Source organism: Paraburkholderia sacchari, from assembly GCF_000785435.2.
In the GTDB taxonomy this organism is placed as follows: domain Bacteria; phylum Pseudomonadota; class Gammaproteobacteria; order Burkholderiales; family Burkholderiaceae; genus Paraburkholderia; species Paraburkholderia sacchari.
The window spans coordinates 512,066-536,948 of the sequence record NZ_JTDB02000004.1 but is presented as its reverse complement, the minus strand read 5'-3'; the positions used below and the strand labels follow the sequence as shown (position 1 = coordinate 536,948).

Genomic DNA, 24,883 nt, shown 5'->3' with positions numbered 1-24,883 from the left:
GATGGAGACCGCACATTACCCACTGCACGGCGTGCGCATCCTGGATATGGCAACGGTATTCGCCGGTCCGTTTTCGGCGACGCTTTGCGGCGACCTGGGCGCGGAAGTCGTCAAGCTCGAATTGCCGGGGGGCGGCGATTCGCTGCGCACGCTGGCGCCGGTGCACGACGGCATTCCGCTTTTCTGGAAGACCGCGAATCGTGGCAAGAAAGGCATTTCGCTCGACGTGCGCAAGCTCGAGGGACGCGCGCTTTTTTTACGCCTGATCCGCGATTTCGACGTGCTGGTGGAAAATTTTCGCACCGGCACGATGGACAAGTGGGGGCTCGATCTCGCGACCTTGCATGAGCACAACCCGCGCTTGATTGTGCTGCGCATTACGGGCTTCGGCCAAACCGGACCGTATGCGCGCCGCCCTGGCTTCGCACGTATTTTCGAATCGATGAGCGGCTTTGCGAACCTGACGGGAGAACCCGATGGTCCCCCGCAGCACATGAACTATCCGTTAGGCGATGCGGTTGCGGGGCTGTTTGGCGCGTTCGCCATCTCTGCCGCGCTGGCCGAGCGCAACGCGTTGCCGGCCGGGCAGCAGAAGGGCGTGGAGATCGACCTGTCCGCCACCGAGGCGATGCTGCGTCTGCTCGATCCGCTGGCCGCCGAATACCGTTACACCGGAGAGGCGCGGATGCGCACCGGGTCGCGCGCGACCTATACCGCGCCGTCGAACGTCTACAAGACGGCAGATGGTCAATGGGTCACGCTGGTGGGAACCGGCGACGCCATTTTCGCGCGCGTGTGCCGGGCTATGGGCCAGCCTGAATTGATACAGGATCCGCGCTTCCTGACCAACGCGAATCGGGTTGCGAATCTGGTCGAACTGGATCGCTGCCTGGAAACGTGGTTCAGGTCCTTGCCATATACGGAGATCGCGAAGCGGCTCGAAGAATGCGAAGTGCCGTTCAGCAAGATCTATACGATGGCCGATGTGGAGGCAGATCCGCATTTTCAGGCGCGTGGCGTACTGGTCGAATTGCAGGACGCGGAATTGGGTACGGTGCCCGCGCCAGCGCCCGTGCCGCGTTACGTGGGAAGAACCCCGGCCGCGATGACGACGGGACCGCACACCGGGCAGCATAACCGGGAGATCTATGCGCGCCTCGGAATGGACGAGGCTCAGCTCGAAGCGCTTCGCGCGGCTGAAATTATTTAAGCCGTGTGACGAGTATGGCGCGTTACTCGAATTCGATTAAAAAAAAGCCCGCGCAAGCGGGCAAATTCGCCACTCAGGGATACCGGACCGTGCCAATTGCCCGGCACGAATATCGTAACCTGCTCAGACGCATTGCAGCGCTGCCCCAAACCCTGAGATGCGGCAACCGGCGGCGCTGCACAGCGTGGCCAGATATGTCACTAGAGCGGCAGATTTGGCCAGGCTGGCCATTCGCCCGCGATGCTAGGATCGCCGCGTAATAGTACGCAATAGCAAAGCGCGACCGTGCGCGCAGGAGAAACTTGCGATGAAAATCGAAACACTGGGCGTCATCGGCGCTGGAACAATGGGCGCCGGCATTGCCCAGGTTGCCGCTGTCGCGGGCCTCAAGGTCATCATGATCGACGTGGCCGACGCTGCACTGACCAAAGGCATCGCCGCGCTCAGCAACAGCCTCGGACGTCTCGTGGCGAAGGGCAAGCTGGAAGCGGCCGCGCAAGACGCCGCGCTCGGCCGTATCGAAACGTCCACCGACTACCAGCGTCTCGCGGGCGCGGACCTCGTGATCGAAGCGGCCACCGAAAACCTCGATCTGAAGATTCGCATTCTCAAGCAGATCGAATCGGTCGTGGCGCCCACGGCCATTATTGCGTCCAATACCTCGTCCATTTCGATCACGACGCTGGGCGCGGCGCTCTCCGACCCGGCGCGTTTCGTGGGGATGCACTTTTTCAACCCGGTTCCGCTCATGCCGCTGGTCGAAATCATTCGTGGCTTGCAGACCAGCGCTGCCACGGCGGAAGCGATTCGCGAATTGACCACGCGGCTTGGCAAGTCGCCCATCAGCGTCAAGAATTCGCCGGGTTTCGTCGTCAACCGCATTCTCGTGCCGATGATCAACGAAGCCTTTTTCCTGCTGGCCGAAGGAGCCGCGACCGCCGAGGAAATCGACGCCGGCATGTGCCTGGGTGCGAATCATCCCATCGGGCCGCTCGCGCTGGCGGATCTCGTGGGTCTCGACGTTTGCCTTTCGGTGATGGACGTTTATCTCAAGGACTTTGGCGATCCTAAGTATCGTGCGTGCCCGCTCCTGCGCGAGCTGGTGTCCGCGGGCCGGCTGGGACGCAAGACCGGCCAGGGTGTTTACAGCTACGCGTGATAGCGTTGCCAGGACACTTCACGCTGCTGATTTCATGCGTGGAGTGCCTGCATTTGCTCGCGAGCGCTCGCGAATCCCGCTTCGACGCCATGGGGCTTGATGTCGAGCCCCTCGGCATAAACGAACTTCACGTCGGTAATGCCCATCAGGCCAAGCACGGCCCGCAGGTACGGCGTAACGGCATCGGTGTCCTGGCCCACATGCACGCCGCCGCGCGAGCTGAACACGATGGCCTTCACGCCCTCGACGAGTCCTCTGGGGTAGGTGGCCGTATATTCGAAGGTCACGCGTGCACGCGCGACCAGGTCGAACCAGTTCTTCAACTGGGTCGGCACATTGAGGTTGTACATGGGCGCGCCAATCAGCAGCAGGTCGCTGCCCTTGAGCTCCGCTACGAGCGCGTCGGACAACGCCACCACCTTGCCTGCCCGCTCGCCCGGGTTTTCAGCTCCCCGCAAAGCATGAAACAGCTCGCTGTCGAGAACCGGCAGATCGAGACTCGCGAGATCGCGCACGACGATTTCGTCGCGATGGCCCAGCGCCTGGCGCTGCGCGAGGAAGTCGTCGATTAGCGCGCCGGTTTGCGACTTGCCGCTCATGATGCTGGATTTGAGTACGAGAATTCGGGTCATTTCGAGCCTTGGTGCATTGCCATATCGATGAAGTGATTCGATCGTAGCACCCGCCATTTTTCGCGGACAGCGATAAAATCGACCGGTAATGTGGAATTTAATTCCCGAATGAGCGGACTCGGGCGGGAGCAATCGACTATGCGAAATCCCCTGAAGGGCATTGACGTCTTTGTGGCCGCGGTGGAAGCGGGCAACTTCACTCAGGCTGCGGAGCGGCTCCATATCACGCGCTCAGCCGTGGGCAAAAGCATTGCTCGCCTGGAAGAGCGGCTGGGCGTGATGCTGTTCCAGCGCACGACGCGCAGCCAAAGCCTGACTGAAGAGGGCGCGCTCTTTTATGAGCACTGCTTGCGCGCTGTCGAGGAGATTCAAACGGGCGAGACGCTGCTCGAAAGCGGAAAATGGCAGATGAGAGGGCGCTTGAAGGTGTCGATGCCGGCGCTCTTCGGCCATTTGTGCGTGGCGCCGATCCTGGTCGATCTGGCCGAAGCGAACCCCGACTTGAATCTTGAGCTGTCGTTCAGCGACCGGACGGTTGACCTCGTGGAAGAGGGCTTCGACCTCGCGATTCGCATTGGCCTTTTGCCGAACAGCAGTGCGCTCGTGGCCCGGCCGCTGGGTGAGCACAAGATGGCCTTCTGCGCCTCGCCGGCCTATCTGAAACGCTTCGGTATCCCGACGACAATCGATGAAATGGATCGGCACAAGGCACTGGCCTACACGCGTTTTGGCCAGGTTCACCATTGGCAATTCCTCGTCGACGGCCAGCGCGAAGCGCGGCTGCCCGAAGTGCGGCTAGTCTCCGACGACTTGCGCGCGCTGATGGACGCCGCCGTTGCGGGGCTGGGCGTGGCCTGGTTGCCGTACTGGCTGGTTCGCGATCTGCTGCGCCGGGGCAAGCTGAAAGCGTTGCTGGCCGATCGACCCGGGGTGAGCTATGCGATTAACGCCGTGTGGCCATACAACCAGCATCTGCCGTTGAAGGTCCGGGTAGCCGTGGATGCGCTGGTGGAAAAGCTTCCCGCGCGATTGGCCGCGGTCGAGGCGCGCGCTTGACGCGGGGGCAGGCAACCGCGAGCGGTTAAAGCATAAAGATGGAAAGGGGAAAGGTTGCTTCTCCTTGCATCCAGAAATCAGCCGCGCCTTCGAGTTTCATTTGAACCAGTGCCGCATGGAGGAAATTGGTGTCCCGGAATTTCGAGTCGAGGCATGGCGGCTTGAACTGAGGGTGGGGAGGATGCCACTCATAGCAATCGCGAAACCAGATCTTGACCGTGTTAGCCACGAAGTCGGCCTGAACATCCAGATAATCTATCGTGCCGAATGCGAACCGATAATCCTGATTTCCGAACATTTCCTGATCGAACTCCATCGTGAATCTGATCATGGCGCCGGCTGTCTTTCTTCGCCTCCTTTCGGTGATCTCGTCCGCAATGTAGCGGCGCGCCACACTATCGCCGGTTAGCCAGGCTTTCAGGTGATGATCCTCGTTGAATTCCTGCCCGTGGCGGTTCAGATACCAATAGAGGTGGACGAGGGCAATGGGCTTATCGGAAAACGCCTGCTTGATGGCTTCATCCACGACGGTTTTGGGGCGCGCATGGGCTTTCGCCAGGACCCACAAGTATCCTGATGCAAGGTTGAATGGTCTATTGCAGTCGTCGTTGCAAATCGCATCCCAGCAGTTATGGCACGGCTGGTGATTGTGGGCGTGAGTGAGGGTGTAAACGGTTGCCCGTGAGTCTTTGATTGTGACTCGGAGACTTTCCGTATCGAGCAGACCCGTAGATCCTTTTCGATGAACGACGACCATAGTGGAGCCCCAATTTCGGCCCCGTACTGCGAACACCTGCGGGTCGCGATCCACCTCGAATTGACCGTCGTGGGCATTAGGTTGATCGGGCCGAAATATGGTGGCGATGTAATGATCGGTGGTGTCGACAACACAACCGATTCCACCTTCAACCTCAATGGTCCCAATCTGGTTGGTGGCAAGCTCAATGCCTTCGATGGGTTTGATTCGAGGCGAGCGAGCGCCGGCAAATGCCGTGAACTGCATTTTGCCCTTTACGTCTTGAGCCACAATCTGGGCAAAGGGCACAATTGGAGCGCTGCGCGGCCCCGGTGAAATCGGCCGAAGGGCAAGGGGCTTCCGGATGGTTTTTTCGTAGGCCGCAAACTCATCGTCGAGCCGGGTGACAGTCATTTTGCCGACGATATTGTCGGGCTTCGTTTGATACGAACGGTTGATGATGACGCGTGAGCTTTTGAATGCCAGAACCGCGAAGGCCGTTGATGGCCCGTAACTCGCCGAGGACATTTCGTCTGCGTCGATTTGCGCGCTGTCCACGGCGATCAGTGCGATTTGTATCTTCTTGACATGCTGACCCGAGGCGCCTGGCATGATGTGGGCGTTGTCGGACACCGCGGCGGCTTCAAGCGCCGCATCGCCACCAAAGAGTTTTGACTGTAGCGCCATTGCTCCGCCTCCGAACAGTATCGTTGAGTAAAGACGAAGCGCAGGTGCGTGTCAAGATAACGTAAGGAATGGTTTGGGACTGAGGCAGCACGCCATGCGGCGTGCCCGCCAAAACCCAATACTCAAAACCCAATACTCAATTGCACCAAATGGCGTCAGGCGGCGCGGTTTAAGTTAGCCAACATCCGCAAGCGCGTGCCGCAGTTCCTGATAGCTGCGCAGGCCGGCCAGGCCGAGCTCGCGCCCGATGCCGCTGAGCCCCAACCCGCCCCAGCAAATCTGCGGAAAGATCAGTTGCGGCGTGTTGATCCACACCAGTCCCGCACGCAACTGCGTTTTGTAGCGGCGCGCCGCTTCCCGGTCGGCGGTCACGACGGTCGCGACAAGTCCATAGCGCGTGTCGTTGGCGAGCGCGATGGCTTCGTCGTCGCTGCGGAAGGACTTCACGCACGCCACCGGGCCGAATACCTCGTCGGTCCACAGCAGGTTGTCGGCCGGCGGTTCGGCAATCACCACGGGGGCCATGAAGAAGCCGTCCGCGCACGCTCGATCGAGGCTGCCCGAGAACGCGATGGACGCACCGGCCGCTACGCCTTGGTCCACGAGCGACTGCACGCGCGCGCGCTGCGCCGCGCACACGAGCGGTCCCATCGCGACGTTCGACGCCTGCGGCGGTCCGACCACGATGGCGCGCACCGCGGTTTCGAACGCGGCCATGAACTTGCGGTACACGTCGTCGTGCACGAGGATGCGCGCGGTGGCCGAGCACATCTGGCCCGCGTTCGTGAACGCGCCGCTCACGGCGAGCGTCACGGCGTGCTCCACGTCGGCATCGGCGCGCACGATGAGCGCGGACTTGCCGCCGAGCTCCAGCGTGACGCGCTTCATGTCCTGCGCGGCCGTCTGCATCACCTTTTTGCCCGAGGCCGTGCTGCCCGTGAACGAGATCTTGTCGACGAGCGGATGCGCGGTGAGCAGCGCGCCCACTTCGCCGCCGCCGTTCACGAGATTGACGACGCCGTCGGGCACGCCCGCCTCGTTGATGATGGCGGCGATCATGTGCTCGACCGGCGAGGTGATCTCGGACGGCTTGAGCACCACCGTGCAGCCGGCAGCCAGCGCGGGCGCGATCTTCCACGCGGTGGTGACCATCGGAAAATTCCACGGCACGATCAGTGCCGCCACGCCAACCGATTCATAGAAGCGTTCGCCGGTCACGCTGTCGTCGGGCAGCGCGAGCGATTCGGGCGCGAAGGTCTTTTCGTTGAGGCACAGATCGGCGTAATAGTTGAACGTGGCAGCGGCGTCGCACACGTCGATGTCGGCTTCGGCGGGCGGCTTGCCGCTCACCTGCATCTGCATCGCGCTCAGGCGCACGCGGTCCGATTCGATCAGTTCTGCGATCTTTTTAAGCAGCTTGCCGCGCGCGACGGGCGTGGTGGCGCGCCATGACGCGAGCGCGGCGTGGGCCGTGCGCACCGCCTTGTCGACGAGTGCAGCATCGGCCTGTTCCTGCCAGCCGATGGTGGCGCCCGTCGAGGCGTTGAAAACAGGCATCGCGTGATGCACGCCGTTTTGTGCGCCGTTGGTCACAGGCTCGCCGGCGATGGTCGCGGCCGGCCAGACGAAGGCGTCTTGCTGTTCTGCAGGCGTCGCAATCGAAGGTATCGTTGCCATCGTAAAGTTCCGTTGGATCAGCGGTACGCCACGCCCGGCATGACGCAGAGCATTTCGAACGCGAGGTTCGCTCCCACGAGCGCGGTCGTGCCGGCCTGGTCGTACGGCGGCGAGACTTCGACGAGGTCGGCGCCCACGACGTTGAGGCCCTTCATGCCGCGAATGATTTCGAGGCCCTGCTGCACCGTGAGGCCGCCGATTTCGGGCGTGCCCGTGCCAGGCGCGAACGAGGGATCGAGACCGTCGATGTCGAAGCTCAGGTAGACGGGGGTGTCGCCCACACGTGCGCGCACTTCTTCCATGAGCGGCGCGAGCGACTTGTTCCAGCAGGCTTCGGCCTGCACCACCGTGAAACCCTGCTTGCGGCACCAGTCGAAGTCGTCGGCGTGATAGCCGGTGCCGCGCAGGCCGATCTGCGTGACCTTATCGCACTGGAGCAGGCCGTCTTCCACCGCGCGGCGGAACGGCGTGCCGTGCGCGATCTTCTCGCCGAACATGGTGTCGTTCACGTCCGCGTGCGCGTCCACGTGAACCACGGCCACCTTGCCGTACTTCTTGTGCAGCGAGCGCAGGATCGGCCATGCGATCGTGTGGTCGCCGCCGAGCGTGATCGGGCGGCAGCCATTGGCGACGATCTCGTCGTAGGCCGCTTCGATCAGGCGGATCGAGTCCTTGAGGTCGTACGGATTGGTCGCGACGTCGCCGATATCGGCCACTTGCAGCGAGTCGAACGGCGCGGCGCGCGTCGCCATGTTGTAGGGGCGCAGCAGCACCGATTCCGAGCGGATCTGGCGCGGGCCGAAGCGCGCGCCCGAACGGTTCGAGGTGCCAATGTCGAGCGGCACGCCCACGAAGCAGGCGTCGAGGCCGGCGGTGGAGGTGGCTTGCGGCAGGCGCATCATGGTGGCGATGCCGCCAAAGCGCGGCATCTCGTTGCCGCCGAGCGGCTGGTTGAATTCGCTTTGCATGGACCGTGACTCCGTTTGGTTGATGCGGGTTGATGCGGTTGATTCGATTGCGCTGATAGCAGGTGACGCGCTGATAGTAGATGACGCGCTGCGTGTGCAAATAACGAAGTTGGGATGTTTACATCGATGAGAATCGATGTTGGCGGGGCGTTACGCCGGCGATGAGGAAGGGTATCAGGGTTTAACCCGAGGAAATAAGCCAGGGGAACGACCGGGCCGCGCAGCGGTAACGGAGACGCAGCCGATGTTACGTCGCTTGCAGCCGAGCCGGCGCATGCCCCCACGCAACCAGTTCGCGCTTGGTGCGCACGCCGAGCTTCGCGAATGCGCGCTTCACATAAGTTTCGGCCGTGGCCGCCCGCACGCCGACGATTTCCGCCGCCTCGGGCACCGTTTTGCCCTCGATGAGGTGCGCGCAGATTTCGTACTCGCGTTTCGAAAGGCGCACGTTATCGGCCGCGATGCGCGCGTCGAATTGCGCGAGCGGGTGCAGATACGAGGTGGGATGGGCCACGCGCCTGGCTGCGCTGGTCGACGCATGCAATTCGAGCAGCGGAAACAGGAAATCGCTCACGTTGCGAAACAGGTTCATTTCCGCGAGCGAAAACGGCGGTTCATGGAGCGCGCGCTCGATGGCGATGGAGTGCTGGGCGTGGCGCGTGCCGCGCGCGAGCACGCATTCATGGGCGATGAAGGCCTCGTCGAAAAGCCGCTGGCGGAATTCGCCGGGCGGGATCGCGCCGATGTCGCGCACCACGAGCAGGGTGCCGATCTTGCCGCGAATGCCCGCGAACAGCGGATCGATTTCGTGGAACCGGTCGTAGTAGAGCGTCATGACCTCGGAGATCGCACCGGTGTCCATGCCCACGCCGCTGCTGCCTATCCATTCGCACAGAAAGCCGTTGGGCATGGTGCTGTCAACGCGCGAGCGCTCGAGATGCACGACGTTCAGCGGAATGATTTCGTTGAGCAGCAACGTGAGGCGCCGCACGAAATCGGGCGTGCCGACGGCCTCGATAACGTTGCCGAGGGTCTTGAACGAGAGCGGAAAATTCGACGGATCGCTGGTTGGGGAGGGGACGGAAATCTGCATGGCGTGCCCCAATTGAAAGGCGAACTCATTATAGCCGAAGCCTTGAACGCCTCTGAAAGCCGATCAAAACGCATCTTGTCCCCCCTGAGGGAGGGCATACCGGGACGTCGTGAATCGGTAACTTTGCCGTCACTGATTTCATTAAACAAAACAGGACATATTCATGAGCAAGCTGATTCAGGACATCGAGCAACTGGGCGCGGGTCTGGGCGAATTCACCAAACTCGATTTCGGCATGGACGAAAGCGACTGGCGTGCGGCTGAGGGACAGAGCGGCAAATATGTGATCGGCTGGTGGGAAGGCAAGGTTGGCTCGGTGGAATTCCCCGAGACGGCCGCCGACGAAGCCGTTTGGCTCGTCGAAGGCAAGATCGCCCTCACCGACGTGAACGGCGGCCGTAAGGAATTCAAGGCAGGCGAAGGCTATCTGCTGCCGGCGGGCTTTGCAGGCCGCTGGGAAACGATTGAAGACGCCAAGAAGTTCTATGTCCTGCTCGAAAAGCAATAAGCCATAAACCTGGAATTAAGCCAGGAATTAAGCCAGGATTTAAATCCGGAACCGCGTCAAGCCGTGCCGTCCTCTCGAAGGCGGCATTGTTTCCTCACGCCACAAGCAGTGAAGTCCATCATGAGTAAAAGCGCGCAACTCTACGAAGCCGGCATGCCGGCCCCCGCCGCCGCGCGTCAGGCGGCCCGCAAGCCCAACGCATTGAGCGTCGAAGATGCGCTCTCGCGCACCAAGCTCTCGCCGTACTGGCTTGACAACCCTGACCAGCCGCCGGCCGAGCCCAAGCTCACGCGCGACACCAGGGCGGACCTCTTGATCGTGGGCGGCGGCTTCACGGGGCTGTGGGCCGCTGTGCAGGCCAAGGAGCAGATGCCCGAGCTCGACGTGGTGGTGATCGAAGCGGGCCGCGTCGCGCACGGCGCATCGGGCCGTGCGGGCGGCATCATCTCCACTTCGGTGATGCACGGCTTGCCCAACGCGGTGCGGGTGTTTCCGAACGATATCGCGCAGCTCGAGGAATTCGGCCATCGCAATCTGGACGGCTTCGAAGAAACGCTCAAGCGTTATGGCATCGACGCCGATATCGAATGGAACGGCGAAATGACGGTGGCGGTGGACCCCGACCACGTCGAGCATCTGCGCGCCGACTACGACCTGCACAAGCAGCATGGCCACGATGTGGTGCTGCTGGGCGAGCAGGCCACGCGCGAGCAACTGGATTCGCCGCTGTTCGCGGGCGCGCTGTGGTCGCGCAACCGCAGCGGCATCGTGCATCCGGCCAAGCTTGCGTGGGGCCTCAAGCGCGCGGCGCTCACGCTCGGTGTGCGGCTTTACGAGCACTCGCCGCTCACGAGCGTGAAGGACGAGGGCGAGACCGTCTTCGTCAAGACGCTCGATGGCAGCGTGCGCGCGCCGCGCGTGCTGTTCGGCAGCGGCACGGCGAAGGTGGGCATCCCCGATATCAACAGGCGCGTGCTCCAGGTGCGCGATCACGTGCTCGCCACCGAGCCGCTCACCGAAGAACAGCTTGCGCGCATTGGCTGGAAAAACCGCCAGGGCATTTACGACACGCGCACGCAACTCAATTATTTCCGCCTCACCAAGAACAACAACATCATCTTCGGCGGCCTCGTGAGCTATCACTTCGACGGCGATCCGAATCCGCCGCAGGACGGCCAGCGCGAAACGTACTACCGGCTCGCGGAGGCGTTCTACAAGACCTTCCCGCAACTCTGCGACGTGCGCTTCTCGCACGCATGGGGCGGCCCGATCGACTATTGCTCGCGCGGCTCGGTGTTCGCCAAGCGTTACTTGGGCGGCAAGGGCGTGTTCGTGGCGGGCTACACGGGTTTTGGCGTGGCCGCGAGCCGCTTCGGCGCGTTCATGGGCCTCAATATCCTGTTCGGCCGCAACAGCCCGGAACAGGAACTCGATATCGCCAGGCTGAGCCCGACCTATATTCCGCCCGAGCCGGTGCGCTGGCTGGCGGCGAAGGTCACGTTCCATGCGTTCGATGGCGCGGATGCCGAGGGCGGCTGGAAACGCGCGTGGATCAAGGGCATCAAGGCCATGGGTTTTCCGATGTGAGTCGCGGTGTGAGTCGGCATGTTTTCCAATACCTCTGATCTCGACCTGCGCCTCGTGCGGGTCTTTCTCGCGGTGGTGGACGCGCGCGGCATCACCGCCGCGGAAGCCACGCTCGGCGTGCGCCAGTCGACCATCAGCTCGCAGCTTTCCGCGCTCGAAGCGCGCGTGGGCTTCACGTTATGCGAGCGCGGGCGCGGCGGCTTTCGCCTGACGTCGAAGGGCGAGCGCTTCGTGGCTTCGGCGCGCGCGCTGCTGGCGGCGACTTCGCAATTCGTCGCGCAGGTGCGCGACATCGATCGCAAGCTCGTGGGCACGCTGTCGATCGGCTTGATCGGGCAGGCCTCGCAGGTGGAGAACGCCCGGCTTGCCGAGGCCATTGGCGCATTTCGCAAGCGCGACCAGGCCGTGCGCTTCGCGATGCGGGTCGCGCCGCCGCAGGAGCTTGAAGAAAGCCTCGTGAATCAGCAGCTCGATCTCGCGATTGGCTACTTCTGGCACCGCGTGGCCGGGCTCGACTATACCGAGCTATTCAGCGAGCGCCAGGTGATCTGCTGCGGGCGCGGGCATCCGCTCTTTCACGCGGAGCCGCACGTCACGCTAGACGACCTGCGCGCGCACGACTGGATCTGGCGCAGCTACCCCGTGCCCGAAGAACTCGCGAGCATTGGCGAGCGCCAGGTGACCGCCATCGCGGACAGCATCGACGCCGCCACCGTGCTGATTCTCTCGGGCAGCCATATCGGCTATCTGCCCGAGCATCACGCGCAGAGCTTCGAGCAGCGCGGGCTGATTCGCGTGCTCGGGCGCTCGGCGTTCGGTTTCGACGTGCCGCTGCACCTCGCGATCAAACGCGGCGCGGCGGACAAGCCGATCGTGCGCGCCTTCTGCGACGACCTGCTCAACGTGTACGGCGCGCGCGTGCCGGCGCAAGAGGAACCTGCGTGCGCCTGAAGCGTTCGGCGCGTTCGGCAATACATCGCGCACGCACGAAGTGAACATTCCAAATACGCAATATGGCGCGCACTCGACTGATTTAGAGTGACCGCCTGAGACTTGCACCGGCCAGCCTCGAGCGATCCTCGGGGCGGCACCGTGCCGGTGCTGCAAGGAGCGAGACATCATGGCTGAAAACACCAGCGCAAACACCAGTATTACGCAGATCGAAGCATTCGGCTTCGAACGCATTCCCGATGCTTCGCGCTATGCGCGCCCCATCGATCTCTTCCGGCTGCTATTCGGCGGCTGCAATACCTTCTCCACTTCGGTGCTCGGCAGTTTTCCCGTGCTGGTCGGCCTCTCGTTCAAGGCGAGCGTCTATGCGATCGTGCTGGGCGTGCTCGTGGGCACCTGCATTCTCGCGCCCATGAGTTTGTTCGGGCCGCGCAACGGCACCAGCGACCCGGTTTCCTCGGGCGCGCACTTCGGCATTCATGGGCGCATCGTCGGTTCGTTTCTCGCGCTGCTGACTTCGATTGCGTTCTTCTCGCTCGCGGTGTGGAGTTCGGGCGATGCGCTCGTGGGCGGCGCGCATAACCTCGCGGGCGTGCCGGTGAACCATTGGACGCTCGGCACCGCGTACATGATCTTCGCGGTGCTCGTGCTGGTCGTGTGCATCTACGGGTTTCGCTTCATGCTATGGGTGAACAAGATTGCCGTGTGGGCCGCGAGCCTCATGTTCATCGTCGGCGCTTTTGCCTTCGCGGGTACGTTCGACATCAACTACGCCGGCACGCTGCAAGAGGGCGGCGCGGGCTTCTGGGCCGCGTTCGTGGGCTCCGTGCTCGTGGCGCTGAGCAACCCGGTCTCGTTCGCTTCGACGCTCGGCGACTGGGCGCGCTACATTCCCGAAACCACGCCGCGCCATCGCGTGATGGGCGCCGTGTTGGCCGCGCAGATCGCCACCTTCGTGCCATTCTTCTTCGGACTCGCCACGGCCACCATCATCGCCACGCATGCGCCCAGCTATATCGCTTCGAACGATTACGTGGGCGGGCTGCTCGCGGTCTCGCCGCGCTGGTTCCTGCTGCCGATGTGCCTGATCGCGATCATCGGCGGGATGTCGACGGGCACCACCGCGCTGTACGGCACAGGCCTCGACATGTCGAGCATGTTCCCCAAGCTGCTCGACCGCGTGCGTGCGACGCTGCTGATCGGCACGCTTGCCATCGGCTTTATCTTCGCGGGCCGCTTCGCGTTCAATCTGGTGGAAAGCGTCTCGACGTTCTCGACGCTCATCGACACTTTCAGCTGCCCGTGGATGGCGATCATGGTGATCGGCTTTTTGCAGCGCCGCGGCTTCTATCTCGCCGACGACCTGCAGATCTTCAATCGCGGCGGACGCGGCGGTCATTACTGGTTCACGCGCGGCTGGAATCTGCGCGCGATGGGCGCATGGCTGCCGGCTGCGTTTACCGGGCTGTCGTTCGTGAATCTGCCGGGGCAGTTCGTCGGGCCGCTGGGCAACCTCGCGGGCGGCTGCGACCTGAGCGTGCCGGTTTCGCTGATTGTGGGCGGTGCGCTGTATCTGGCGCTGCTGGGGATGTTCCCGGAACCCGATGCGGTGTACGGACCCAAGGGACGCCGCTTCGTGCGCGGCATGCGGGGTCAGGCGTATGCGGTTACGCCGGTTGCGGTTAAAGCGGCGGACGAGCGCGACGCGCGTCGTGTGCCGGAATACGCGGGCAATCGCGAGTACGTTGAGGAATTTGCCGAGTAATCTGTTGTACTGAGCTGTTGTACTGAGCCGCAGTGCTGCGTGGCAGCACTGCGTGATGGAGAATTCCGCATTTGCGCACTCGATTCGCCACGATGGGGAATCGAGTGCGTTTTCACATCAATAGCGCGAAAGCTGGCTGCCGTTCACCTGGACGCGGTCGCCGGGGCGCAGGTCGCCCGGCGTGGGCACGTCGAACGAGCGCATCGAGCCGTCGCCCAGTTGAACGTCGACGCGATAACCCGCGGGCTGGCCCATGCTCTGGCCGACCTGGTTGCCCGCGTAGGCGCCGCCGAGCGCGCCGATCACCGTCGCGACGTCGCGGCCATGGCCGCCGCCGAACTGATTGCCCACTACGCCGCCCACCAGCGCGCCCACCACGGTGCCCGCGATGCCCGAAGCGCCCGTGGCGTTGCTGATTGGGCGAATGTTCGTGATGGTGCCGTACTGCGTGCCGTATTGATTGCCGTACTGGCCGCCGTTCTGATTGCCATACTGCGAACCGTACTGGCCGTTGTTTTGCGTGTCGTACGGTTGTTGATATTGCGGCTGCTGATAGGGCTGCTGCTGATAGGGCTGCTGCACGGTGCCCGGTTGCGCGTAGACCGGCTGGCCCTGATAGCCCTGCTGCGCGCCGTACGGCGTATAGCCCTGCGGATAGCCGGGCGCGACGCATGCCGAAAGCGAAAGGCTGGCGGCGGCAAGGGCGACGATCAGGGTGGACTGGGTAGAGAACATGGTCATGGTCTTGGTTTGCGTCGCATTGGGCGCGGCGAGCGTGATCGGAGAGGCGGATGCGCGGGAGTATAAGGAATGCCCGGCGGCCCGTCCGCTGCCTGCGTGTAACGACGTGTAAAGTCTGTTGCCGCGTGATTGACGATGCCGGCGCGCATGGCTCCTTATCCGAATGGTCCTCGCGAGAAAACTCAGAACCGGTTGCCGAGCTGGAAATAGACGTTATAGGTGCCGCCCGGCGCCACGGCCAAACCCAGATACACGGGGCCGATCACGGTCGTGGAGCCGGCAAACACGCTCGCGCTGGTAAGCCAGGGTCCGCGCGCAAAGTGCCGGGCCGAATTCCAGACGTTGCCGGCCTCCAGGCTTGCGCCCGCGAACACGCCGCGCAACGGCCCGGAATCGAACCTGGAGAGCTGTGCGAAGCCGGTGACGCGCCCATAGAGGATATAGCCGCCGCTGAACTGGTCGGGTGCGTATGCGGAGAGCCGCTGGAAGCCGCCCAGATTGAACAGGTAGGCCGGGGCATCGCGATTGCCGCCGAACTGCCCGCCTGCTTCGAGCGCCGCGTTCACGCTGTAGATGCCGTGGCTCGCCGCCCACAGGCCGCGCGCCTGCGCGAGGTTGTAGCTGTCGTCGTTCTGGCTCAGGCTGAGCTGCGCGTTACTGTCGAGGTAGAAGCCGTGGCGCGGAAAGAGCGAGTCGTCGAGTTGATCGATCGTCAGGCCGAGCGCGGCCACGGTCTGGCTCGTCGACCCCACGGCCAGTGCGTTGGCCTGAAACGACCAGTCGCCGTTGCCATTGTCGGTCGCCAAAATGATGGACGAGCGCGGATGATACGCAGTCCATACTTGTGCGACGCCCGCGCGCGCGGCGCCCCAGTTTCCGAGCGGCACGCCGAGGTTGAGCCCGGCGCGAAGTTCCTGCTGCATGTAGGAGGCGAGCGGGCGGCTGTTTTCCTTGGCGTCGGTGTTGTCGTCGGGGTAGAAGTTGATGACGTTGCGCCGGATCGATGCGTAAGGGGCGACATACACGTCGCTGTGAAAGAGCGGCTGACGCAGTTCCGTGCTCCAGCCCAGATCGCGGCTGCCGAGCACGATGTCGTTGCGCCACGAGAGCCCGCTCTCCGTGATCCAGGGCAGGCGATGCCCGATTTGCAGCGTGAAAGCGCCGTCGCCGTTGAAGTTGGTCGACACGCCAAGCCCGAACAGCAGCAGATTCGGCCCCCAGCTTTTCGTGGTGGCGTCCACGTGCAGCACGCGATCGCCCGGCGGCCCGCTCAACGACTGCGAGACGCTTTCGAGGTCGGCGGTGTTGACCAGCGTGCCTAGATGTTTATCGATGGCGGCGGCGTCGTACACGTCCCCCGGCCTGGTCTGCAGCGCCGCTTGCACGTAGCTCGCCGGCACGTTGCCTTGCGTGGCGACTTCGATGCGGTCGATGCGCGTGCCGGGCGGCAGGAACGCATCACGGGGGAGGCTGTCGCGATACGACGCGTACCGGGCGTCGCCGATCGACAGCGCGGCCAGCCGCGTGGTGTGCGCCAGCGCGGACGCGGTGCCGGCGGCCACGCCTTGCTGCATCGCGCCGAAGTCGCTGAACGAGAGTTCGCCCAGATCCGGTTCGAGCAGTATGTCGGACGGGTGCAGCGTGGCCTTTTGCTCGAGCACGTTGCGCGTCATCAGCAGGCGGATCATTTGCGACGTGACGCCCGCCATCGACATGATCTGGTCGGCCCGTTTCAGCGGCGTGCCGATGTCGACGGCAATCACGATATCGGCGCCCATCTGCCGCGCGATGTCGATCGGCAGATTCGACGCCAACCCGCCGTCGACCAGCGTGCGGCCGTGGATCTTCACGGGCGCGAACAGGCCTGGCACCGCCATGCTCGCGCGAATGGCCTGCGGGAGCGAGCCGTTGCGCAACACGATCCGCTCGCCGGTTTCGAGATCGGTCGCCACGGCGCGGTACGGAATCGGCAGACGGTCGAAGTCCACGTCGGCGGGTATTTGCGCGGTGTTGTCGCGCAGCAGCGCCGTGAGCTTGTTGCCCTGCACGAGACCGTTGGGCATCTTCAACTGGCCGTTGCCGAAACCCACCGGCATGCCTACCGGGTAGGCCAGGTTGTCTTCGCGCATGGACTGCGGCCAATCCGCGCGGGCGTCGCGATCGAACGCCACGTCGGTCAGGTTCAGCCCGGTGAGCGCGTGTTCGATCTGGTCGGCGGACAGGCCGCTCGCGTAGAGCCCGCCTATCACGGCACCCATGCTGGTGCCGGCGATGCAGTCCACCGGCACATGCAGCCTTTCGAGTTCGCGCAGCACGCCGATATGCGCATAACCCCGGGCGCCGCCTCCCGACAGCGCGAGACAGATGCGCGGCCGGTGCGGCGCGGTCGCGGCGGGCGCGAGCGGTGCGTCAGGAGCGGTGGGTCCCGCTGACGCGATGGGCGCGATGAACGCAAGCAGGACGCCCGACAATACGGCACAGGCGATGCGAAGGGAGATCGAGGTGGCGGTCACGGATTCGTAAGCTGGCTGGCCGCACGGCGGGAATGCCAGTGCGGGGCCAAAAGCTTACGAATCGGACGCTGGATGGACTATCAGCGCGGGCTGAAATCGCGGCGTCTTTAATTTGTGTCAAATTTCATCGCAGAAAGCAATTTGTATGTAAAGGCCAGTAACATAGCCGCCGGTGGAGGGATTCATCATATTTTTTTGATATTCCGGTGTCGGCCATCGCCACGTGCCCCGCCTTCCCGCCCTCGTTACAACGCGTCAACAACGCAGCGCCCGCCGCCGTTGCTTGCGCCATCGACCTGCGTCGGCCTGTCTGAATGCCGGCGCATTGAAGCAAACATGAAAGTCCGCAATGCCCGCAACTGGGCACCCCGAGGCCCGCGCCGCTGGTGGCTGGCCGCTGCCGCGCTCGCTGTTGCGAGCGCCATCCGCATCGCCCTGCACCCCATGCTTGGGCCGATGATGCCGGCAACGCTGTTCTGCATTGCCGCCGCGCTGGTCGAATACTATCTGGGCCTGGCGCCGGCCACGGTCGTCATGGTGCTCGGGCTCGCCATCGCCGACTATCTGTTCGTCCCCCCTTACGGGAACCTCAGCTACCTCGATCGTCATGATGTGGTTCTGCTGCTGTCCTATCCGCTGCTCACGATAATCGTGATGACCTTGATCGAGCGTTTGCGGCGCGAACAGTTTCGCGCGCAACTGCTTGCCCAGGTGGCCCAGTCGCGCTACGAGATGCTGCTGCGGCACGATAACGAGCGCGCGCTGGCGCGCCGCGCCGTCGACGAGACGCATCGCCTGCTGCGTCATCTCGCGCAGCACCACGACGGCTTCATCCTCATCAAGGCGCTCGAGCGCGATGCCGCGCAGCGCGCGAGCGTGGGTCAGAGCATCGCTGGGTTGCCCGCCGCGAGCGAAGTCGCGCCGGGCCCGCTATTCGACGCCGTGCATCCCGAGGACATCCAGCGCGTGAGCAAAGCGCTGTGGCCGGGGCAGCATCGCGTGCGGCTGCGGCGCGCGTCGAACGGGCGCGAGTTCCGCATGACAAATTGCAGTTGCGAACGCTTCACCACGCACGCGGGCGATTTTCTCGTGCTGCGCACGGAGAGCTGAGATGGCGACGGTCGAAACGGAGCGTAACGTGCGAGAAGCGCCCGCCGAGCAGCCCGAGGGCATCTTCAGCGAAGGCGACGGCCACGCGGTCTTGCTGCTGCATGGGCTGTCGAGCTCGCCGATCGAGCTTCGCTACCTCGCACGCTATCTGCAGAACGAAGGATTCACGGTTCGTGCGCCGCTCATCGAAGGGTTTAGCGCGGGCTCGCGCGAGCAGGCCATGGAGCGCTGGGTCGAGGGCGCGGTCCGCGAATTCGATGCGCTCGCCGCGCGCTACGAGCGCGTGTCCGTATGCGGCCTTTCGATTGGCGGCGCGCTCGCGCTGCGGCTCGTGCGCGAGCGGCCCGCCGCGCAGTCGCTGGTGCTGCTTTCGCTCACGCTCGCCTACGACGGATGGGCGATACCGTGGTACCGCTTTCTGCTCGACTGGGCGTATTACACGCCGCTGCGCCACCGTTACCGGTATCGCGAAGCGGAGCCATTCGGCGTGCGCAACGAGGCGTTGCGCAAGAAGATCGCCCGCGCCATGCAGCGAAATTCGTTCAGCGAGGTGGGGCCGTCGACGATCACTTTGCCCGCGCTGCACCAGGCGTTGCGCCTCTCGCGCGCCGCGCGCAAGGACGTCGCGAGCATCGAGACCGACACGCTCGTGATTCACGCCATCGACGACGAGACCTCGAGCCCGCGCAACCCGCGCTATGTGATCGACCATATCGGCGCGAATTTTCTGCGCACGCTGTGGCTCGACGACTCATATCACATGATCACCTCGGACAACGAGCGCGAGATCGTGGCGCGCGAAACCGCGCTGTTTCTGCGCGAGAGCGAAGTGGCGCGCGGCTCGAACGACGCGTCCAATCAACCGGTTGTTTCGAAGGCGCTCGCGCGGCGTTTGCGCCAGTTGGCCGCTGTGGGAAGGAAGAAAGCGTGAAGCCGTTCATATCGACGACAACCTCGGCGTGCGCCGCCGTGATGACGCTCGCGTTCGCGCTGGCGCGGCCGGCATGGGCCGACGAAGCGGCGTCGCCCGCGCAGAGCGCTTCCACCGCGCAGGCCGGGTCACAACGCGACTCACCCTGGAAGATTGCGATCGGTCCAGGCGCGTACTTCGCGCCGCAGTATCCAGGTGCGAAGCACATGAAGGTGTATCCGTTCCCGGCGCTCGACATCTCGTACCGCGACCGCATTTTTTCGCAGGGGCCGGACGTGCTCGGCATCAACGTGCTGACTGCGGAGAACTATCACTTGGGCGCGTCGCTGAGCTTCGATTTCCAGTCGCGCAACGTGGCGGATGATCCGCACCTGCACGGCCTCGGCAATGTCGACGAAGGCCCGAAGCTGCGCCTGTTCGCCGATTACACCGTATGGGCCTTCACCGGCGCAGTGGCCATGTATCAGGACATCAGCGGCAACGGCCAGGGCACGACGGCCAGCGCCGATTTGTACGCGTCGTTGCCGCTGCAGGGCTGGCTCTTTTCGGTTGGCCCCGGGCTCACATGGGCCAACGCCGTTTATACGCGCACGCTGTTCGGCGTGTCGGCGGCGCAGAGCGCGGCGTCGGGCTTGCCGCAGTACGCAACGGGTTCAGGCGTGCGCGATCTGCACATGACGTTCTACGCGTCGCACGATTTTTCGAAGCACTGGGTAGGCTCCGTGAATGCGACGCTCGGGCGTTTGCAGCACTACGCCGCCGGCAGCCCGATCACCGAAAGCCGCCGCGAATTGACCACGTTCGCGGCGCTCGACTACCGGTTTTGACGGACGGGACTTCCACGCCCGCTCCCCGGCCCGATCCGGCCCGAAAAAGCTTTTACAGACGATTACATGTCTGACGCGTGCAGGCGATATCGGCGCTCATACAATTCGTCATCGAAGCGTTTTTTTGGGGAGAAGATGATGGCAAAAGTACGAGCAATCGTTGCGATGTCCGCCTTTCTGATGGCTTGCGCCAGCGCGTCGGCGTTCGCGGGTGCCGGCGGCGGCGGTGGCGGCAATGGCGGGGGTAGTGGCGGCGGCAACGGTGGAGGCAATGGCGGCGTGGGCGGCGGAATGGGTGGCGGAATGAGCGGCGGCCACGCAGCGGGCGGCATGTCGGGCGGTCATATGAGCGGCAAGGGCGAGGCCAACACGAACGGCCATTTGTCCGCCGATCGCGATACGGGCCATCAGCGCGCCGCCGATCGCGCGAGCATGCATGCGGTCTCGCATCCGGGCAAGCACGATGGCAAGCATGTCAGCAAGCCGGGCAAGCGCGGGGAGAACGGCGAGCATCTCGCCGTTGGCCAGAAGATCTGACGTAGTGCAAGAACGAGGCCGCGCGCCATCGAGGGCGCGCGGCCTCGCGCCTGTACCCGTGCGCATTCTCCTGCTCAAAGAAAGGGCGTGGCCGCTTTCTGTTCTATCGCACGATAATCCGTATTCCTGATGGAATGCGCCGTGCCGCTCACTGCACGACCTTCACGTCGTGAACCTTGACCTTCGGCGAGCCGAACAATTCTTTGTCGTACTTGCCTGTGAGTTCGACCGTGGTGGTGTCGCTCACCGGCTGACCCGACGGCCAGCGTTTGGCGTCGATCTTGACCGGAATCTCGCCGGTGCTGTCCTTGAACGTGTATTTCTCGTCGCCGAGCGATTTCACTACGTGACCGCGCAGCATCACGCGCTGATCGTCCTTGCCCGTGCTGGTCAGCTGCTGGACCGTCGTGGCCGCGGGCTGCTCGCCCGGACCCGTGTACTGGGCATGCGCAGCGGCAGCGAAGGTTGCGATCAGGCCGGCGATAATGAGCTTTTTCATCGGTTTTCCTCGTTCAAAGGTGCGACCCCCGAGGCCGCGACAGGAAGCAGTCTACGAAAGCGAGGCTGAAGCCCGCATGAAGCGGGGGCAGCGGCGCGGTCCGTCGCGTTAATGCTCTCTTAATCTGCGCAAAGGTAAGCTCGTGGGCCTTTCCCGGAGAACCGGCCAGAACCGGAGATGACGACAGCATGCGAATACTGCTTGTTGAGGACGATCCGCTGATCGGCAATGGGCTGCGCATCGGCCTGCGCCGCGAAGGCTTTGCCGTGGATTGGGTGCAGGACGGCGACGCCGGCGCGCTGGCGCTGCGCACCACGGTCTATGGGCTCGTGCTGCTCGATCTGGGCCTGCCGAACCAGGACGGCATGACGCTGCTTACCGCATTGCGCAAGCGCGACGATTCGACTCCCGTGATCGTCATTACTGCGCGCGACAGCATACCGGACCGCGTCGCGGGGCTCGATGGCGGCGCCGACGATTATCTCGTCAAGCCGTTCGCGCTGGAGGAACTGCTCGCGCGTATCCGCGTCGCGAACCGCCGCCAGGCCGGGCGCGCCCAGGCCATGCTGGTGGCGGGCGCGTTGCGGCTGGATCCGGCGCGGCGCCGCTGCTGGCTGCACGATCAGGAGATCTCCATCACGGCGCGTGAATTTGCTCTGCTCGAAGAGCTGATGCGCGATCCGGGCGCCATCGTCACGCGCGAGCAGCTCGAAGAGCGCCTGTACGGCTGGAACGAGGAAATCGAGAGCAACGCCATCCAGGTGCACGTCTACAACCTGCGCCGCAAGCTGGGCTCGGACGCCATCCGCAATGTGCGCGGCGTGGGCTACGGCATCGGGAAGATCGAATGACTACGCTGCGTGCGCGGTCCGCGCGCTGGTTCATGTCGTCGCTGCGCCGGCGTCTGCTGTTGTGGCTGTTGCCGTCCATGCTGCTGGCCGGCGTGCTGGCGAGCGCGGCCACCTGGTGGGGCTCGCTTGGCGAGATCGACGAAATCCTCAACGACCAGATGAAGGCGATCGCGCGCCACGTGGTGGTGGACGCCGATGGCCGGCTCTCGCTCACCGGCGCGGACCGCAAGGGCCGGCTCTCCGGCAAGCAGTCGCACGGCGTGCTGCTGCAAGTGTGGGAAGACCGCAAGCTCGTGTTCAGCAGCGACCCCGACGCCAGGCTGCCCGCGCCACAAGGCCCGGGCTACGCCGACATTACCGTCGACGGCCAGGTCTGGCACACCTGGGCGAGCCCGAGCGGAACCATGCTCGTGCGCGTGGCGCAGGCGCGTCTCGCGCGCTGGGAAGCGCTGGCCGAGGTCTCGATGCATCTGTTCTGGCCGGTGCTCTCGCTGGTGCCGGTGGTCGCGCTGCTGCTGTGGTTCGGGATCGGCTACGGCTTGCGGCCCCTGCGCGAGGTGGCTTCGGGGCTCAAGCGCCGCGACGCCAACAACATGCAGACGATAGAAACCTCGCAGATGCCCAACGAAGTGAAGCCGCTCGTGGACGCGCTCAACGACCTGCTCGTGCGGCTCGATCACGCCTTTACCTTGCAGAAGCATTTCATCGCGGACGCCGCGCACGAATTGCGCACGCCGATTATGGGGCTTGGTTTGCAGGCCGAACTATTGCCAAAGGCGGAGAGCGCGCAGGAGCGCGACGAAATTGTCATGCAGATCCGCTCGGGCACGGAGCGGCTCGCGCACCTGGTCGCGCAGTTGCTCACGCTCGCGCGGCTCGATCCCGATACGGGTCGCGAAGCGCGCCAGGAAGTGGATCTGACCGCGCTCGCGCGCTCCGTGGTGGCCGAGCGCGTGCGGCTTGCCGAGGCGAGCCAGATCGACCTCGGGCTCGCGAGCGAACATGCGGTGAGCGTGAGCGGCTATGGCGAGAACCTGCGCGTGCTGCTCAACAACCTGGTGGACAACGCGATTCGCTATGCCGGCGCGCACGCGCGCGTCGACGTGGTGGTGCGCGAGGAAGGCACATGCGCGGTGCTCGAAGTCAGCGACAACGGCCCCGGGATTCCCGAGCCCGATCGCGCGCGCGTGTGGGAGCGTTTTTATCGCGGCAGCGGCCATGCAGCCCAGGCGATTTCTGGCAGCGGGCTGGGGCTTTCGATCGTGCGGCGTATTGCAGAGCAGCATCAGGCGAACGTTACGCTCGACAGCGGGTCCGATGGCCGGGGCCTCACGGTCCGCGTGCGCTTTCCGGCTCGGCAGCGGCTCGCGCAGCCTGGCACTGAAGCAAGCACCTGTACTTCAACCTGAATTTGACTTTAGCAATGGAAACACTCGAAGCACTGAACCGTTCGCTTTTTCTCGCGATCAACGCCACGCCGGCCACGCCGCACTGGCTCATCGAAACGGCGCTCGTCGTCGCGAACGACCTGATCTTGATGGTGCCGCTCGCGCTGGTGCTGATGTGGCTGTCCGGCGATGAGCGCAAACGCGCGCTCGCCCTTCGGGTGGGCGTGGTCGCGCTGGTCACGCTGGGCGTCAATCAGGCAATCGCTTTCGCCTGGCCGCATCCGCGGCCATTCGTGATCGGGCTTGGGCACACCTTCTTCGAGCACGCGCCCGACTCGTCGTTTCCGAGCGATCACGGGACCGTGTGCTCGGTGTTTGTGCTCACGCTGCTGTTGGGCGGCATGGTGCGGGCCGGTTTGCTTGCGCTGGTCGCGGGGGTGGCGATTGCCTGGGCGCGGGTCTTTCTCGGCGTGCACTTTCCGTTCGACATGATCGGCGCATTCGTTGTCTCATGCCTGGTTTACGCCGTGATTACACCGGTCTGGAACGCGTACGGCGTGGCGTTTACGCAGTTTGCCGTCACGCTGTATCGATCGCTGCTCGCGGTTCCGATTCGCCAGGGCTGGCTGCGGCCTTAGGGTCTGTGCACATTCATTTATGAATGTGCACAGACCCTGGTCTCCCAGAGCCGGCTTCCGATTAGTGGTTAATCAGAAACTTCGTGCGGTCCGGCTCGTCCTTGATCCAGTTCGGCGGCTTGCCGCGCCCCGACCATTCCGCACCGGTTGCCGGGTCGCGATACTTCGGCGGCACCTTGTTGGCCTTCACGGCTTGCACAGGGCCGCGAATTTCATCGAGCGTGATTCTATGGAGCTTCATCTTGCGGATGATCTCATCGAGCACGTTCACGCGTTCTTCCTTGAACGCTTCCTGAAGCTGGGCTTCGAGCTGCTCGCGCTGAGCGATCAATTCTTTGTAGCTGGACATCGGCGGGTAGGGGTGTTGAGGGTAACGCGCATATTTTAACGCGAGCGGGCGCGTGATCGATTGAATCGCTGCACGCCGTTAAATCCATTTAATCCTGTCTCGCCGATAAATCATGCAGGGCACGGGCTCGACTGAGTCCGATGGTGCGCTTGGCGCATCGTATGGATTCCTGATGATTGAAGGCGGCAGCTTCGGACCAGAACCAGGCCGCACCATTTCGTTTGAAAGCCTGTTGAATGGCCGGCTTGCCCGGCCAACGAGCTACGTTCGTTTCGCTGTTGCTCGGCGCGTTCGTGGCGAACTGGTTTCAGCCCGGCGCAGGCCTGAATTTGCCGCTGCCCGACGAGCATGCGAGCACCGGCATCCGTGCGGGAGCGATCAACATGAAAGCGTTCGTCACGCACCTCGTGCCCAAGAGCTTCGTGCAGGTTATGGCCGAGCCGTGGTGTTGCGCGGCCGCGTGTTCGACC

At 63.8% G+C, this 24,883-nt stretch carries 23 protein-coding genes; 14 read left to right on the top strand and 9 right to left on the bottom strand.

The window, feature by feature from the left end:
* Position 1: 1 nt before the first annotated feature.
* On the top strand, positions 2 to 1,210 hold the full coding sequence (locus NH14_RS18025) for a CaiB/BaiF CoA transferase family protein (RefSeq protein ID WP_035530472.1): 1,209 nt from the start codon (positions 2 to 4) through the stop codon (positions 1,208 to 1,210).
* Between the two features lie 307 nt (positions 1,211 to 1,517).
* Positions 1,518 to 2,369 carry a 3-hydroxybutyryl-CoA dehydrogenase gene (locus tag NH14_RS18020; protein WP_035530470.1) on the top strand — a complete coding sequence of 284 codons (852 nt, stop codon included), beginning with the start codon at positions 1,518 to 1,520 and terminating at the stop codon, positions 2,367 to 2,369.
* 32 nt (positions 2,370 to 2,401) lie between these two features.
* Here the strand turns inward: NH14_RS18020 and NH14_RS18015 are convergent, their stop codons facing one another.
* The gene (locus tag NH14_RS18015; RefSeq protein ID WP_035530468.1) at positions 2,402 to 3,001 is read right to left on the bottom strand and encodes an FMN-dependent NADH-azoreductase; all 600 of its coding nucleotides are present in this window, start codon (positions 2,999 to 3,001) and stop codon (positions 2,402 to 2,404) included.
* A 108-nt stretch (positions 3,002 to 3,109) separates the two neighbouring features.
* Here NH14_RS18015 and NH14_RS18010 point away from each other — a divergent pair, with 108 nt between their 5' ends.
* Entirely contained in the window at positions 3,110 to 4,057 is a 948-nt protein-coding gene (locus NH14_RS18010; RefSeq protein ID WP_237179665.1) for a LysR family transcriptional regulator, read from the top strand.
* Positions 4,058 to 4,082: 25 nt separating this feature from the next.
* On the opposite strand, the gene NH14_RS18005 is transcribed toward NH14_RS18010, so the two are convergent.
* The 4 genes from NH14_RS18005 to NH14_RS17990 all read right to left on the bottom strand — a co-directional run bounded on the left by NH14_RS18005 (position 4,083) and on the right by NH14_RS17990 (position 9,218).
* A complete protein-coding gene (locus NH14_RS18005; RefSeq protein WP_035530465.1) occupies positions 4,083 to 5,480 on the bottom strand; it encodes a hypothetical protein in 1,398 nt (465 codons plus the stop codon).
* A 174-nt stretch (positions 5,481 to 5,654) separates the two neighbouring features.
* On the bottom strand, positions 5,655 to 7,157 hold the full coding sequence (locus tag NH14_RS18000) for an aldehyde dehydrogenase family protein (protein ID WP_035530462.1): 1,503 nt from the start codon (positions 7,155 to 7,157) through the stop codon (positions 5,655 to 5,657).
* A 17-nt stretch (positions 7,158 to 7,174) separates the two neighbouring features.
* Positions 7,175 to 8,125: an agmatinase gene (gene speB / locus NH14_RS17995; RefSeq protein ID WP_035530461.1), complete on the bottom strand. Its 951-nt coding sequence runs from the start codon at positions 8,123 to 8,125 to the stop codon at positions 7,175 to 7,177.
* Between the two features lie 247 nt (positions 8,126 to 8,372).
* Positions 8,373 to 9,218: a helix-turn-helix transcriptional regulator gene (locus tag NH14_RS17990; protein WP_035530459.1), complete on the bottom strand. Its 846-nt coding sequence runs from the start codon at positions 9,216 to 9,218 to the stop codon at positions 8,373 to 8,375.
* 163 nt (positions 9,219 to 9,381) lie between these two features.
* Here NH14_RS17990 and NH14_RS17985 point away from each other — a divergent pair, with 163 nt between their 5' ends.
* The 4 genes from NH14_RS17985 (at position 9,382) to NH14_RS17970 (ending at position 14,029) form a co-directional block, all read left to right on the top strand.
* Complete coding sequence (locus NH14_RS17985; protein WP_035530457.1) at positions 9,382 to 9,726, top strand: cupin domain-containing protein; 345 nt, start codon at positions 9,382 to 9,384, stop codon at positions 9,724 to 9,726.
* A gap of 153 nt (positions 9,727 to 9,879) precedes the next feature.
* Positions 9,880 to 11,313: an NAD(P)/FAD-dependent oxidoreductase gene (locus tag NH14_RS17980; RefSeq protein WP_052148322.1), complete on the top strand. Its 1,434-nt coding sequence runs from the start codon at positions 9,880 to 9,882 to the stop codon at positions 11,311 to 11,313.
* 18 nt (positions 11,314 to 11,331) lie between these two features.
* Positions 11,332 to 12,264, top strand: coding sequence for a LysR family transcriptional regulator (locus NH14_RS17975; protein WP_035530455.1), 933 nt, complete (start codon positions 11,332 to 11,334; stop codon positions 12,262 to 12,264).
* Positions 12,265 to 12,433: 169 nt separating this feature from the next.
* Positions 12,434 to 14,029, top strand: a complete 1,596-nt coding sequence (locus NH14_RS17970; RefSeq protein ID WP_052148303.1) for a purine-cytosine permease family protein — start codon at positions 12,434 to 12,436, stop codon at positions 14,027 to 14,029.
* A 117-nt stretch (positions 14,030 to 14,146) separates the two neighbouring features.
* Here the strand turns inward: NH14_RS17970 and NH14_RS17965 are convergent, their stop codons facing one another.
* Both NH14_RS17965 and NH14_RS17960 read right to left on the bottom strand, forming a co-directional pair.
* Entirely contained in the window at positions 14,147 to 14,770 is a 624-nt protein-coding gene (locus tag NH14_RS17965) for an outer membrane lipoprotein (RefSeq protein WP_035530453.1), read from the bottom strand.
* A gap of 182 nt (positions 14,771 to 14,952) precedes the next feature.
* Positions 14,953 to 17,283, bottom strand: a complete 2,331-nt coding sequence (locus NH14_RS17960; RefSeq protein WP_035530451.1) for a patatin-like phospholipase family protein — start codon at positions 17,281 to 17,283, stop codon at positions 14,953 to 14,955.
* A gap of 336 nt (positions 17,284 to 17,619) precedes the next feature.
* Here NH14_RS17960 and NH14_RS17955 point away from each other — a divergent pair, with 336 nt between their 5' ends.
* The 4 genes from NH14_RS17955 (at position 17,620) to NH14_RS33205 (ending at position 20,688) form a co-directional block, all read left to right on the top strand.
* Positions 17,620 to 18,393, top strand: coding sequence for a DUF4118 domain-containing protein (locus tag NH14_RS17955; RefSeq protein ID WP_035530450.1), 774 nt, complete (start codon positions 17,620 to 17,622; stop codon positions 18,391 to 18,393).
* 1 nt (position 18,394) lies between these two features.
* On the top strand, positions 18,395 to 19,324 hold the full coding sequence (locus tag NH14_RS17950; protein WP_035530448.1) for an alpha/beta hydrolase: 930 nt from the start codon (positions 18,395 to 18,397) through the stop codon (positions 19,322 to 19,324).
* A 41-nt stretch (positions 19,325 to 19,365) separates the two neighbouring features.
* Entirely contained in the window at positions 19,366 to 20,151 is a 786-nt protein-coding gene (locus tag NH14_RS17945) for a MipA/OmpV family protein (RefSeq protein ID WP_035530623.1), read from the top strand.
* A 138-nt stretch (positions 20,152 to 20,289) separates the two neighbouring features.
* Positions 20,290 to 20,688: a hypothetical protein gene (locus NH14_RS33205; protein ID WP_035530621.1), complete on the top strand. Its 399-nt coding sequence runs from the start codon at positions 20,290 to 20,292 to the stop codon at positions 20,686 to 20,688.
* Positions 20,689 to 20,836: 148 nt separating this feature from the next.
* On the opposite strand, the gene NH14_RS17930 is transcribed toward NH14_RS33205, so the two are convergent.
* Positions 20,837 to 21,187, bottom strand: coding sequence for a YgiW/YdeI family stress tolerance OB fold protein (locus tag NH14_RS17930; protein ID WP_035530447.1), 351 nt, complete (start codon positions 21,185 to 21,187; stop codon positions 20,837 to 20,839).
* A gap of 188 nt (positions 21,188 to 21,375) precedes the next feature.
* Between NH14_RS17930 and NH14_RS17925 the strand changes: the two genes are divergently transcribed.
* Genes NH14_RS17925 through NH14_RS17915 form a run of 3 tightly spaced genes read left to right on the top strand, consistent with a single transcriptional unit; the run spans position 21,376 to position 24,064 of the window.
* Entirely contained in the window at positions 21,376 to 22,038 is a 663-nt protein-coding gene (locus NH14_RS17925; RefSeq protein ID WP_035530445.1) for a response regulator, read from the top strand.
* Complete coding sequence (locus tag NH14_RS17920; RefSeq protein ID WP_052148302.1) at positions 22,035 to 23,447, top strand: ATP-binding protein; 1,413 nt, start codon at positions 22,035 to 22,037, stop codon at positions 23,445 to 23,447. Before NH14_RS17925 ends, NH14_RS17920 begins: the two co-directional genes overlap by 4 nt.
* Positions 23,448 to 23,461: 14 nt before the next feature.
* Positions 23,462 to 24,064 carry a phosphatase PAP2 family protein gene (locus NH14_RS17915; protein ID WP_035530444.1) on the top strand — a complete coding sequence of 201 codons (603 nt, stop codon included), beginning with the start codon at positions 23,462 to 23,464 and terminating at the stop codon, positions 24,062 to 24,064.
* 61 nt (positions 24,065 to 24,125) lie between these two features.
* Here the strand turns inward: NH14_RS17915 and NH14_RS17910 are convergent, their stop codons facing one another.
* Positions 24,126 to 24,413, bottom strand: coding sequence for an H-NS histone family protein (locus NH14_RS17910; RefSeq protein WP_035530442.1), 288 nt, complete (start codon positions 24,411 to 24,413; stop codon positions 24,126 to 24,128).
* Between the last annotated feature and the right edge of the window lie 470 nt (positions 24,414 to 24,883).